Below are 11,397 nucleotides of genomic sequence, written 5' to 3' on the forward strand. Positions count from 1 at the left end.
CCTGCGGGGCCCCGTGCCGGACATCCCGTGCAAGCCATAACAAGCAGCCGGGAGGGTCCCAGAATGTCCAACGTCCGCGTTCTCGCCACCGACCTCGAGTTTCCCGAAGGGCCGGTCGTGATGCCGGACGGCTCGGTCGTGCTGGTGGAAATCCGCGGCCAGCGCCTGACGCGCGTCCATCCTGACGGCCGCAAGGAGATCGTCGCCAGGATTCCGGGCGGTCCGAACGGCGCGGCGCTCGGGCCCGACGGCAAGATCTACGTCTGCAACAATGGCGGCTTCTCCTGGATCCCGACCCGGACCACGATCATGCCGGGCCCGCAGCCCGACGACTATCTCGGCGGCTCGATCCAGCGCGTCGACCTGCAATCCGGCAAGGTCGAGACCGTCGTCACCAAGTGCGGCGAGCACGATCTGCGCGGCCCGAACGATCTCGTCTTCGACAAGCAGGGCGGCCTGTGGTTCTCCGATCTCGGCAAGCGCCGCGCCCGCGAGATGGACGTCGGTGGCATGTATTACCTCAAGCCCGGCATGAAGGAGATCGTCGAGGTCGTGCACGGGGTGCTGCCGGCGAACGGTATCGGCCTGTCGCCGGACGAGAACACCGTCTACATCGCGGAGACGCCCACGGGGCGGCTCTGGGCCTACGAGCTCTCCGCGCCCGGCACGCTCAAGCCGCGCGACGCGATCTACCGCGGCGAGCGCGGCAAGCCGATCTGCGGCCTTGGCGGCTATCAGATGTTCGACTCGCTTGCGGTGGAGGCAAACGGTAATGTCTGCGTGGCGACCCTCGTCTCCGGCTGCATCTCGGTGATCGCGCCCGACGGCGCGCTGGTCGAGCAAGTGCCGACCGGCGACCGCGTCACCACCAACATCGCCTTCGGCGGCCCCGAGCTGAAGACCGCCTACATCACGCTGTCGGGCAAGGGCGAACTGATCGCCATGGACTGGCCGCGCGGTGGTTTGCCGTTGAACTTTTTGAACAAGTGAATGTACAAGATGTGCCGATACATACCTTCGTCATTCCACATTGCGCACTCGCGCAATGGGGATGCGTGCGCGAGCACCCAGGGCCGGAATCCATTGGGCCGCAGAATTTGTGGTTGAATGGATTCCGGGCTCGACGCTTCGCGTCGCCCCGGAATGACCGGTGATTTTTTCTGGAGTAGACATCAATGCCCTGGCCCGATCCCATCACCCTGCGCGGACAGCATGCCCGTCTCGAGCCGCTGTCGCACCAGCATCGTGAGGGGCTGGTGGAGGCCGTGAAGGACGGCGAGCTCTCAAAGCTCTGGTACACCGCAATTCCCCTGCCGGAGAACATGGGCAAGGAGATCGATCGCCGCCTCGGCCTGCAGGCCGCGGGCTCGATGCTGCCGTTCACGGTGTTCGATGCCGCCGGCAACATCGTCGGCATGACGACCTACATGAACATCGATGCCACCAACCGCCGCGTCGAGATCGGCTCGACCTGGTATGGCAAGAGCGCGCAGCGCGGGCCACTCAATACGCAGTGCAAGCTGCTGCTGCTCGCCCATGCCTTCGAGACGTTGAACTGCATCGCGGTCGAGTTCCGCACGCACTTCTTCAATCAACAGAGCCGCCGCGCGATCGAGCGTCTGGGCGCGAAGCAGGACGGCATCCTGCGCAGCCATCAGGTCGCGCCCAACGGCACGCTGCGCGACACCGTGGTTTACAGCATCACCGCCGCGGAATGGCCGACGGTGAAGGCGCATTTGAGTTATCAACTCAACGACAAGCCGCGCTGAGCGGCTTCTGGCGGATACCATGGATAGATTTGATTATGTGATCGTCGGCGCGGGCTCTGCCGGCTGCGTGCTCGCCAGCCGGCTCAGCGAAGATCCCGCAACCAGCGTCTGCGTGCTCGAGGCCGGGCCCAGCGACTGGCATCCCTACATCCATCTGCCGGCGGGCTTCATCAAGACCTTTCACATGAAGAGCATCAACTGGGCCTACCAGCAAGAGCCGGGGCCCTGGACCGGTGGGCGCAGCATCTATGCGCCGCGCGGCAAGACGCTCGGCGGCTCGTCCTCGATCAATGGCCACATCTACAACCGCGGCCAGCGCATGGATTTCGACACCTGGGCGCAGATGGGCAATCGCGGCTGGGGCTATGCCGACGTGCTGCCTTACTTCAAGCGGCTGGAGAAGCGTGTCGGCGAGGGCGAGGACACCTATCGCGGCCGCGACGGCAATCTCACCGTCACGACCATGGACTGGCGCGATCCGCTCTGCGAAGCCTTCATGGAAGGCGCGGTCTCGCTCGGCATTCCCCGCAATCCCGATTACAACGGCAAGACGCAGGAAGGCGTCTCCTACTGCCAGCGCACCATCAACAACGGCCTGCGCGTCTCCGGTTCGACTGCGTTCCTCAAGCCCGCGATGAAGCGGCCGAACGTGCATGTGCATACGCATGCGCATGCGACCGAGATCATCTTCGAGGGCAAGCGGGCGGTCGGCGTGCGCTACACGAAGGGCGGCCGCGGCGGCCAGCCGGTCGAGGTGCGCGCCAACAAGGAAGTGATCCTCTCCGGCGGCACCTATAATTCGCCGCAGCTCTTGCAGCTCTCCGGCGTCGGCTCGCCGGACCTGCTGCAGGCCCACGGCATCGCCGTGCGTCATGCGCTTCCCGTCGGCGAGGGCCTTCAGGACCATTACGCGCCGCGCACCGTGGCGCGGGTGAAGGACATCAAGACCATCAACGAGCTTCGCCGCGGCTGGCATCTCTGGGTCGAGGCCTTGAAATGGGCGACGGCGCGCAAAGGCCTGCTGTCGCTGTCGCCGACCATGGTCTATTGTTTCTGGCATTCCCGCGAGAGCGCGGAGAGCTCCGATCTCCAACTCACCTTCACGCCCGCGTCCTACAAGGAAGGCGTGCAGGGCCAACTCGAGGACGAGCCCGGCATGACGGTTGCCTCCTGGCAGCAGCGCCCCGAGAGCCGTGGCTATGTGCGCATCCGCTCGGCTGATCCGTTTGCGCCGCCGATCATCCAGACCAACTATCTCGACGCCGAGCTCGACCGCCGCGTCATCGTCGGCGGTATGAAGCTCGCGCGCCGTCTTTTGAAGTCCGCGCCGCTGTCGCCCTACTACGCCTACGAGGATTTCCCCGGCCCCAACGTCAACACGGACGACGAATTCCTGAACGCTGCGACCGAGCGCGGCACCACCACCTTCCACCCCGGCTGCACCTGCCGCATGGGTCCGGCGGATTCCACCTGGGCGGTCGTCGACGACCAGCTCCGCGTCCACGGCCTCGAAGGCTTGCGCGTGATCGATGCCTCCGTCATGCCGCGCATGATCTCGGCGAACCTCAATGCATCGACCATGATGATCGCCGACCGCGCCTCCGACCTGATCCGCGGCAAGCAGCCGATGGAAGCCGCGCGGATTCCGGAAGCGGCGGTGGCATGAGGGTGCTTTCGTAGGATGGGTAGAGCGCAGCGAAACCCATTACCGTTGTTGCCCTCGGACAGGGCTTGATGGGGTTCGCTTCGCTCTACCCATCCTACGAGGAGTCGTCCTACACCTCCCGCCGGCTCAAGAACGCCAGCCGCTCGAACAGGTGCACGTCCTGCTCGTTCTTGAGCAGCGCGCCGTGCAGCGGCGGGATCAGTTTGCGCGGGTCGCGCTCGCGGAGCTGTTCGACGCTCATGTCTTCGTTGAGGAGCAGCTTCAGCCAGTCGAGCAGCTCGGAGGTCGAGGGCTTCTTCTTCAGGCCGGGCACCTCGCGCACCTCGAAGAAGATGCGCAAGGCTTCCTCGACGAGGCGCTTCTTGATGCCGGGGAAGTGGACGTCGACGATCCGGCCCATGGTCTCGGCGTCGGGGAATTTGATGTAGTGGAAGAAGCAGCGGCGCAGGAAGGCGTCCGGCAGCTCCTTCTCGTTGTTGGAGGTGATCATCATGATCGGGCGCTGCTTCGCCTTGATCGTCTCGCCGGTCTCGTAGACATGGAATTCCATGCGGTCGAGCTCGAGCAGGAGGTCGTTCGGAAACTCGATGTCGGCCTTGTCGATCTCGTCGATCAAGAGCACCGGGCGCTGCTCGGCGGTGAAGGCGTCCCACAGCTTGCCGCGCTTGATGTAGTTCTTGATGTCAGAGACGCGGGCATCGCCGAGCTGGCTGTCGCGCAGGCGCGACACCGCGTCGTACTCGTAGAGGCCCTGCTGCGCCTTGGTGGTGGACTTGATGTGCCAGGTGAGCAGCGGCGCGTTCAGCGCCTTCGCCACTTCCTCGGCCAGCACCGTCTTGCCGGTGCCGGGCTCGCCCTTCACGAGGAGCGGGCGCTCCAGCACGATCGAGGCGTTGACGGCGACCTTGAGATCGTCGGTCGCAACATAGTCCTTGGTGCCGGTAAATTTCATTGCGCGTCCTTAGTTGGTCGTCGGCGCGAGGCCAAGTCCGTCAGGGTTGGCCTCGGCCAGACATAGGAACGGCCGCTCGAAGCGGCCGTTCGAAGGTTCGGTCAAGCTTTCAGACCCGTTTTATCAGCGAAAGGATGACCAGCACAATCACCGCGCCGATGGTGGCGTCCACGATGGCGCCGAACGTGCCGCTGGCGAGCTCGATGTGGAGCTGCGGCAGGATCCAGCTCGCGACCAGCGCGCCGATGATGCCGACCACGATGTTGCCGATGAGGCCAAATCCCGCCCCGTGGACAATTTTGCCGGCGAGCCAGCCGGCAATCGCGCCGATGATCAGCGCTGCGATGATTCCCATGACAAAGATCCCCAAAACCAAGCCTCAAGCGGCCCAATTCTAGAGCAAAAAGCGTCCCGGTCCAGCTTCGAGAGGCGGCCGGCGCCCCTTGACGGAAGCCACCCGACGGGCAATCTGTCACTCATGTTCCTGCAATTCTTCACCTCATTGCGCGATGCGCAGGTCCCTGTGACGCTGCGCGAATACCTCACGCTGATGGAGGCGCTCGACGCCGACCTCGCGGACTATACGGTCGAGAACTTCTACTACCTGTCGCGCTCGGCGCTGGTGAAGGACGAGCGCAACCTCGACAAGTTCGATCGCGTCTTCGGCTCGGTGTTCAAGGGGCTGGAAAGCCTGCTCGACGCCATGGAAAAGGCGGAGATCCCCGAGGAGTGGCTGAAGAAGCTCGCCGAGAAATATCTCACCGAGGAAGAGAAGAAGCAGATCGAGGCCATGGGCTGGGACAAGCTCATGGAGACCCTGAAGAAGCGCCTCGAGGAGCAGAAGGGCCGCCACCAGGGCGGCAGCAAGTGGATCGGCACCGCCGGCACCTCGCCGTTCGGCGCCTATGGCTATAATCCCGAAGGCGTCCGCATCGGCCAGGAGAAGAACCGCAACAACCGTGCGGTGAAGGTATGGGACAAGCGCGAGTTCAAGGATCTCGACGGCAATGTCGAGCTCGGCATCCGCAACATCAAGGTGGCGCTGCGGCGCCTGCGCAAATTCGCGCGCACCGGCGCGCCGGACGAGCTCGATCTCGACAATACGATCCGCGAGACCGCCAATCACGGCTATCTCGACGTCGTCATGCGCCCCGAGCGGCGCAACGCGGTCAAGCTGCTGGTGTTCTTCGATATCGGCGGCTCGATGGATTCGCATATCGAGCAGGTCGAGGAGCTGTTCTCGGCGGCGAAGAGCGAGTTCAAGCACATGGAGTATTTCTACTTCCACAACTGCCTCTATGAAGGCGTGTGGAAGCAGAACAAGCGCCGCTTCACCGACCGCACGCCGACCTGGGACGTACTGCACAAATATCCGCACGACTACAAGGTCGTGTTCGTCGGCGACGCCTCGATGAGCCCTTACGAGATCATGGTGCCGGGCGGCTCGGTCGAGCACGTCAACGAGGAGCCGGGCTCGGTCTGGCTCGACCGCATCATCCGCACCTATCCGCATGCGGTCTGGCTCAATCCGGTGCAGCAGAAGCACTGGGACTATTCTGAATCCACCACCATCATCCGCCGCATCTTCGCCAACCGCATGTTCCCGATCACGATCGAGGGGCTTGAGGGGGCGATGAAGGAGTTGACGCACTAGCATCCGCTGTCATTCTGGGGCGCGCGTGGCGCGAGCTTTGATGCGCAATTGCGCATCTGAGAATCCATCTGGCCGCGGCGTTGGTGGAGAAATGGATTCCGGGTTCGATGCTTCGCATCGCCCCGAAATGACGAGAGAGAAACGAGGGAGAAGCACATGCCCCAGACCATCACCCGCGGCATCAAGGCGCTGATCGACGAGGCCAATGCCGAGATCGAGACGCTCGCAGCCAAGGACGCCATCGAGATATCCAAGAACGGCGACGTCGTCATCGTCGACATTCGCGATCCCCGCGAGATCGAGCGCGACGGCCGCATCCCAGGCGCGTTCGCCTGCACGCGCGGCATGCTCGAGTTCTGGATCGATCCGCAGAGCCCTTACGCCAAGCCGATCTTCCAGGAGGACAAGAAGTTCGTCTTCCACTGCGCCGGCGGTTTGCGCTCCGCGCTCGCCGCCAAGACTGCACAGGACATGGGCTTGAAACCCGTCGCCCACATCGCCGGCGGCTACGCCGCCTGGCGCGACGCCGGTGGTCCGACGGAGGCGTGGGAGCCGAAGAAGAAGGGCTGAGAGATACCGCCTCGCTCTCTCCTCCCGTCATTCCGGGGCGCGCGTAGCGCGAGCTTTGATGCGCAATTGCGCATCTGAGAATCCATCGGGCAGCAGAGCTTGTGGGTGAATGGATTCCGGGTTCGCGACTTCGTCGCGCCCCGGAATGACGAAAAGGAAATGCATTGATGACCACCCCCGCCGATCCCCTCGTCTCGACCGAATGGCTCGCTGCCCACATTGGCGACGCCAATATGAAGGTGCTCGACGCCACCTTCAAGCTGCCGGGCGTGCTGCCGCTGCCGAAAGACGACTATCTCGCCGCGCATCTGCCGGGCGCGGTGTTCTTCGACGTCGATGCGGTGTCGGACCATTCCAATCCGCTGCCGCACATGTTTCCGACCGCCGAGCAGTTCGGCCGCGATGTCGGCAATCTCGGCATCTGCAATGCCGACACGGTGGTGATCTACGATGCCGGCGGCTGGGTCGCGGCGCCGCGCGCGTGGTGGATGTTCCTGTCCTATGGCCACAACAACGTGCGCATTCTCAACGGTGGGCTGAAGAAGTGGCGGGCCGAGGGGCGTCCGGTCGACAGCGGCGAGGTGAAGCCGAAGCCTGCGACGTTCAAGGCGAGCTACGATCCGAAGCGCGTGCGCAGCATGCAGCAGCTGGTCGCCAACGTCGAAAGCCGTGCCGAGCAGGTGATCGATGCGCGTCCGGCCGAGCGCTTCGAGGGGCGCGCGGCCGAGCCGCGGCCGGGCATTCGCTCCGGCCACATCCCCGGCGCCCGCAACGTGCCCTATGCCGGCCTGTTCAATGCCGCGACCGGCGAGATGAAGCCGCTCGATGATCTGCGCGCCGCCTTCACCGGCGCCGGCGTCAAGCTCGATGCGCCGATCGTGACAAGCTGCGGCTCCGGCGTGTCGGCCGGCGTGCTGACGCTCGCGCTCTACCGGCTCGGCATCACCGAGACTGCGCTCTATGACGGCTCGTGGTCGGAGTGGGGCCAGGAGAGCGGCCCGCCGATAGCATCCGGGCCGGCGTAAGCCTTATTGGCGGGAACGCGTGGGCGTCGCGGCAAGCGTCGGCTGCGGCTGCATGAACGGATAGTAGTAGGTCTGCTGCTGCACCGGAGGAGGCGGCGGGCGCCGCACGATGCGGTGCCGCTTCTTCTTGTGCGCGCGGGGCTTGGTCGCCTTGCTTTCCGGCGTGCTGGTGTCGGCCTTGGCCAGCGCGGGCGCATCCTTCACCGTCGTAGTCGCAGGCTCGTTCAGCGCGGCCAACTTGGCCGTCGCACTGTCGCTGGCAGGCGAGGCCAGGGCAGCCGTCGTCTGGGGCGGCTGTGCTTCGGCGACGGCAGCGACCGGCGCCGGCTTGTCCTCGGGAAGGGCAGCCTTGGTGTCGGCCGGGGTGAGCGTGTCAGCGGGAGCCGCGGGCGCGGTCTCCGTCCTGGCCGATTCGGCGGCGGGTGCCTCAGCGGCCGGCGGCGCCACGGCTGTCGGCGCCGCATCGGCGACTTGTTGCGGAGGCTGGGCATTTGTTTCAAGCGTCACCGCGGCCATCTGCTCGGGCTTGGCCTCGACCGCGGGCATGGCGATGGACGGGACCTGGTCTCGCAGCGATGGCGTGGCCTCGTCGGCCGCCGGCTCCGGCTCCGCGCGCAAGGCGGCGAGGACCGGCGCGGAGCTCTGCGCAAACACCTGCTCCTGCGGACCGTTCCGCCAGGAGGGGTTGTTGACGTACTCCTCATGGCTCGCCCGCAGCAGCGCGGCGGCGCCTAAGCCGAACACCAAGACTGAGGTTGACAGCAGGATCGCGGCAAACAGGAAGCGAAAGCCGGGAAGCATCGAAGGATACGGATTTCCGCCCTGGCGGCTGACCGCCGGGGCCCTTGAGCCATCTGAACGCGGTGACGGTACTGATTGCCGCGTTCGCCACGCGGGGGTCGAAGCTCAAATCGGAGACGAATCAGGCTGATTCGACCATACCGCAACGCTTCCGCGCATTCCCTCAAAAACAAGGCGGAGAACTCCGGCAATCTACGGCTTGATGCGATTTCCGCCCCGTGATGCGCCGCTGCAACGGTCAACTGGGATCACAAATCGCCAAAGCGGGCGAAATAAACCGGATATGTCTTGAATGTGCCGCTATCTTCGGTCATCTGCCCGTTGGCGGTCCGGAAGGGCCTGGGGACTACACAAGAGCGATGATGATCAAACATTTTCTGACGATATGCGCTGCCGCAACAGTCGCTGCGGCGGGAACCTCGCTCGCACAGGCCCAGACGTATCCGGTACAGCAGGCGCCATCCTATGGTGCTCCGTCCCAATATCGTCCCGGCGACCGCACGCCGAATTTCGACGCGCTGGACGATGATGACGACGCGATGCCGCAGGCGGCGTTGCCGCCGCCTGGCCCCACCGGCCCGGTAATGTCGCCCGACGATCCGCGCTATGGCCGCCCCGCAGGTGCGCCGCCGGTCTATTCAGCGGCCCCGCCGCAAGGCCCGGTGATGTCGCCGGATGATCCCCGTTATGGACGTCCCGCCGGCGCTCCGACCTATTCGGCCGCGCCGCAGGGCCCGGTGATGTCACCCGACGATCCGCGCTACGGCCGCCGCGATGGCCCGCCGCCGGTGATCTATGCCGACCGTCCGGCCCAGACGCCTGCCAACGATGGCCTGCGTCCGCCGGAGGCGGTCAACGGTCCCGGCGCGGTCGGGCAGCAGCCCGCCATCGGCAGCGACGGCCGTCCGATGACGGTCGCCTCGCTGCCGCCCGAGGAGCAGCCCGACGCTGCGCCGGCGCAGTTGGCGCCGAACCTGCGCCGCCAGGAAGTCGCGTTCCAGACCAAGGAGCCGGCCGGCACCATCGTCGTCGATACTCCGAACACCTACCTCTATTACGTCCTCGGCAATGGCCGCGCGGTCCGGTACGGCGTGCGCGTCGGCCGCGACGGCTTCACCTGGACCGGCGTGCAGAAGATCACCCGCAAGGCCGAGTGGCCGGATTGGCATCCGCCGACGGAGATGATCGAGCGTCAGCCCTATCTGCCGCGCTTCATGGCCGGTGGCCCCGGCAATCCGCTCGGTGCCCGCGCGATGTATCTCGGCTCGACCGTCTATCGCATCCACGGCACCAATCAGCCGTCGACGATCGGCAAGTTCGTGTCCTCCGGCTGTATCGGCATGCTGAACGAGGACGTCTCGGACCTCTTCGATCGCGTCAAGGTCGGCACCCGCGTGGTGGTGATGCCGGGCAACCCGCCAACGGCGACGGCCTCGGCTGCGCCGGCGCCCGGTGCTGCCGCGCAGGCACCGATGGCGGCCCAGGCCGGTCCGGTCGGGGGCACACAGCCGACAGTGGTGCCGCCGCTGCCCGCACCGGTCACCGTGCGCTAAGCGCTTAGCGAGAACTCAGATTACGGAGGGGCGTGCCGCGGGCACGCCCTTTTTCGTTTCAGGTCAGTTTGGTCGTCAGGCGAGCTTGCGCGGCAGGTCGCTGCCCTTGGTCCAGGCGTCAATCGCCTCGACCATCTGGCCGTAGTGGATGCGCAGGCCGTCCTCGGTCGCGTAGCCGAGATGCGGCGTCAGCACGAGATTGTCGAGCTTGCGGAAAGGATGATCGACGGGGAGCGGCTCGACCGAGAACACGTCGATGCCGGCGCCCGCGATCTTCTTCTGCCGCAACGCCTCCAGCAGCGCCGCCTCGTCGACGATCGGCCCACGCGCGGTATTGACGAGAAAGGCTGTCGGCTTCATCCGCGCGAGATCCGCAGCGCCGACCAGTCCGCGCGAACGTTCGCTCAGCACCACATGGATGGTGATGATGTCAGCCTTGGCGAACAGCTCCTCCTTGCTGGCATAGCCGACGCCGGCCTCCTTGCACTTCTCGGGCGTGAGGTTCGGGCTCCAGGCGATCACGTTCATGCCGAACGCCTTCGCGATGCCCGCCATCTTGCTGCCGAGCTTGCCGAGCCCGACGACGCCGAGCGTGAGGCCTTCGACCTCGACGCCGGCAAAGGTCTGCCAGGGCTCGCCCGCGTGCATGCGCGCATTTTCGCGGCCGATGCCGCGCGTCAGTTCCAGGATCAGGCCCATGGTGAGCGGGGCGGTGGGATCGCGCGAATATTGCGTGCCGCCGATCGCGACGCCACGCGCCTTGGCTGCTTCCATGTCGATCGAGGCGTTGCGCATGCCGGAGGTGAGCAGCAGCTTCAGCTTTGGCAGCGCCTCGAACAGGCTCCGGGGGAATGCGGTGCGCTCGCGCATCGCGCAGATGATCTCGAAGTCGGCCAGCGCGCTGGCCGCGGCCTGCTCGGAGGCGAAGGGATGGCTGAACACGGTGACGTCGACGCGGTCGGCGAGCTTGTCCCAATCGGCGACGTTGAGGGCGATGTTGAAATAGTCGTCGAGAATTGCACAGCGCAGCCGCGTCATCAGCGTTCATCCATGGCGAGAGGTGGCGGCGCAAGCGGGGGCGCCATCATCGGAACCGGGGCATGGTTGCGCGCAATCAGCGGCGTGCGCAAGCCGCTCGCGTGTTCAAAAATCCGACAGGGGATGAGGCAAGAGGCTCAGAGATCGCGGGGTTTCAGCCGGATCGGCGCATCCATGCCGTGCTTGGCGCGCCAGGCCGGTCCGGGGCCGCGCATGTAGTGCAGCTCGGGGCGATAGGGGTTGAAGGCGGTGGCGAAAAAGCCCTTCCAGAAGCTCTTGATCTCCGCAATGAGGCTGGCGGAACGGCCGGCTTCTGCCGGGACGGAAAAGGAAGTGGTTTCGATCAGAGCCATGACGCAGCCTCATTGT

Annotated in this window: 13 protein-coding genes; 7 read left to right on the forward strand and 6 right to left on the reverse strand. The window is 65.4% G+C overall.

Translation table 11 applies throughout. The annotated features are described in order from the left end of the window. Positions 1 to 63: 63 nt before the first annotated feature. From K289_RS0142265 to K289_RS0142275, 3 genes are all read left to right on the forward strand, one after another. Positions 64 to 990 (forward strand): SMP-30/gluconolactonase/LRE family protein, encoded by a 927-nt coding sequence (locus tag K289_RS0142265; protein WP_027556802.1) that lies wholly within the window; start codon positions 64 to 66, stop codon positions 988 to 990. A gap of 185 nt (positions 991 to 1,175) precedes the next feature. Then, positions 1,176 to 1,769: a GNAT family N-acetyltransferase gene (locus tag K289_RS0142270; RefSeq protein WP_027556803.1), complete on the forward strand. Its 594-nt coding sequence runs from the start codon at positions 1,176 to 1,178 to the stop codon at positions 1,767 to 1,769. A 19-nt stretch (positions 1,770 to 1,788) separates the two neighbouring features. Continuing rightward, positions 1,789 to 3,435 (forward strand): GMC family oxidoreductase, encoded by a 1,647-nt coding sequence (locus K289_RS0142275; protein ID WP_027556804.1) that lies wholly within the window; start codon positions 1,789 to 1,791, stop codon positions 3,433 to 3,435. A 109-nt stretch (positions 3,436 to 3,544) separates the two neighbouring features. Here the strand turns inward: K289_RS0142275 and K289_RS0142280 are convergent, their stop codons facing one another. Continuing rightward, complete coding sequence (locus K289_RS0142280) at positions 3,545 to 4,387, reverse strand: MoxR family ATPase (protein ID WP_027556805.1); 843 nt, start codon at positions 4,385 to 4,387, stop codon at positions 3,545 to 3,547. Between the two features lie 109 nt (positions 4,388 to 4,496). Further along, positions 4,497 to 4,742 (reverse strand): GlsB/YeaQ/YmgE family stress response membrane protein, encoded by a 246-nt coding sequence (locus K289_RS0142285; protein WP_027556806.1) that lies wholly within the window; start codon positions 4,740 to 4,742, stop codon positions 4,497 to 4,499. Positions 4,743 to 4,865: 123 nt separating this feature from the next. Between K289_RS0142285 and K289_RS0142290 the strand changes: the two genes are divergently transcribed. Beyond that, entirely contained in the window at positions 4,866 to 6,041 is a 1,176-nt protein-coding gene (locus K289_RS0142290; protein ID WP_027556807.1) for a VWA domain-containing protein, read from the forward strand. A 156-nt stretch (positions 6,042 to 6,197) separates the two neighbouring features. Then, positions 6,198 to 6,611: a rhodanese-like domain-containing protein gene (locus K289_RS0142295; protein WP_027556808.1), complete on the forward strand. Its 414-nt coding sequence runs from the start codon at positions 6,198 to 6,200 to the stop codon at positions 6,609 to 6,611. A 27-nt stretch (positions 6,612 to 6,638) separates the two neighbouring features. Here the strand turns inward: K289_RS0142295 and K289_RS51370 are convergent, their stop codons facing one another. Continuing rightward, positions 6,639 to 6,776: a hypothetical protein gene (locus K289_RS51370; RefSeq protein ID WP_156918494.1), complete on the reverse strand. Its 138-nt coding sequence runs from the start codon at positions 6,774 to 6,776 to the stop codon at positions 6,639 to 6,641. Between the two features lie 2 nt (positions 6,777 to 6,778). Between K289_RS51370 and sseA the strand changes: the two genes are divergently transcribed. Continuing rightward, entirely contained in the window at positions 6,779 to 7,636 is an 858-nt protein-coding gene (sseA, locus tag K289_RS0142300; protein WP_027556809.1) for a 3-mercaptopyruvate sulfurtransferase, read from the forward strand. 3 nt (positions 7,637 to 7,639) lie between these two features. On the opposite strand, the gene K289_RS0142305 is transcribed toward sseA, so the two are convergent. Next, a complete protein-coding gene (locus K289_RS0142305; RefSeq protein ID WP_027556810.1) occupies positions 7,640 to 8,437 on the reverse strand; it encodes a hypothetical protein in 798 nt (265 codons plus the stop codon). 362 nt (positions 8,438 to 8,799) lie between these two features. Here K289_RS0142305 and K289_RS0142310 point away from each other — a divergent pair, with 362 nt between their 5' ends. Next, positions 8,800 to 9,990, forward strand: coding sequence for a L,D-transpeptidase (locus tag K289_RS0142310; protein ID WP_027556811.1), 1,191 nt, complete (start codon positions 8,800 to 8,802; stop codon positions 9,988 to 9,990). A 75-nt stretch (positions 9,991 to 10,065) separates the two neighbouring features. Here K289_RS0142310 and K289_RS0142315 read toward each other — a convergent pair whose 3' ends face one another. Both K289_RS0142315 and K289_RS0142325 read right to left on the reverse strand, forming a co-directional pair. Then, entirely contained in the window at positions 10,066 to 11,028 is a 963-nt protein-coding gene (locus tag K289_RS0142315) for a D-2-hydroxyacid dehydrogenase family protein (RefSeq protein ID WP_027556812.1), read from the reverse strand. Between the two features lie 137 nt (positions 11,029 to 11,165). After that, positions 11,166 to 11,381 carry a hypothetical protein gene (locus K289_RS0142325; protein WP_027556813.1) on the reverse strand — a complete coding sequence of 72 codons (216 nt, stop codon included), beginning with the start codon at positions 11,379 to 11,381 and terminating at the stop codon, positions 11,166 to 11,168. Positions 11,382 to 11,397: the final 16 nt, after the last annotated feature.

The organism is Bradyrhizobium sp. Cp5.3, from assembly GCF_000426265.1.
Classification (GTDB): domain Bacteria; phylum Pseudomonadota; class Alphaproteobacteria; order Rhizobiales; family Xanthobacteraceae; genus Bradyrhizobium; species Bradyrhizobium neotropicale.

Bases quoted from the DNA above. Each gene is read 5' to 3' on its own strand.
- K289_RS0142265 (WP_027556802.1), top strand. From the start codon at position 64: ATGTCCAACGTCCGCGTTCTCGCCACCGACCTCGAGTTTCCCGAAGGG.
- K289_RS0142270 (WP_027556803.1), top strand. From the start codon at position 1,176: ATGCCCTGGCCCGATCCCATCACCCTGCGCGGACAGCATGCCCGTCTC.
- K289_RS0142275 (WP_027556804.1), top strand. From the start codon at position 1,789: ATGGATAGATTTGATTATGTGATCGTCGGCGCGGGCTCTGCCGGCTGC.
- K289_RS0142280 (WP_027556805.1), bottom strand. From the start codon at position 4,387: ATGAAATTTACCGGCACCAAGGACTATGTTGCGACCGACGATCTCAAG.
- K289_RS0142285 (WP_027556806.1), bottom strand. From the start codon at position 4,742: ATGGGAATCATCGCAGCGCTGATCATCGGCGCGATTGCCGGCTGGCTC.
- K289_RS0142290 (WP_027556807.1), top strand. From the start codon at position 4,866: ATGTTCCTGCAATTCTTCACCTCATTGCGCGATGCGCAGGTCCCTGTG.
- K289_RS0142295 (WP_027556808.1), top strand. From the start codon at position 6,198: ATGCCCCAGACCATCACCCGCGGCATCAAGGCGCTGATCGACGAGGCC.
- K289_RS51370 (WP_156918494.1), bottom strand. From the start codon at position 6,776: ATGCATTTCCTTTTCGTCATTCCGGGGCGCGACGAAGTCGCGAACCCG.
- sseA (WP_027556809.1), top strand. From the start codon at position 6,779: ATGACCACCCCCGCCGATCCCCTCGTCTCGACCGAATGGCTCGCTGCC.
- K289_RS0142305 (WP_027556810.1), bottom strand. From the start codon at position 8,437: ATGCTTCCCGGCTTTCGCTTCCTGTTTGCCGCGATCCTGCTGTCAACC.
- K289_RS0142310 (WP_027556811.1), top strand. From the start codon at position 8,800: ATGATCAAACATTTTCTGACGATATGCGCTGCCGCAACAGTCGCTGCG.
- K289_RS0142315 (WP_027556812.1), bottom strand. From the start codon at position 11,028: ATGACGCGGCTGCGCTGTGCAATTCTCGACGACTATTTCAACATCGCC.
- K289_RS0142325 (WP_027556813.1), bottom strand. From the start codon at position 11,381: ATGGCTCTGATCGAAACCACTTCCTTTTCCGTCCCGGCAGAAGCCGGC.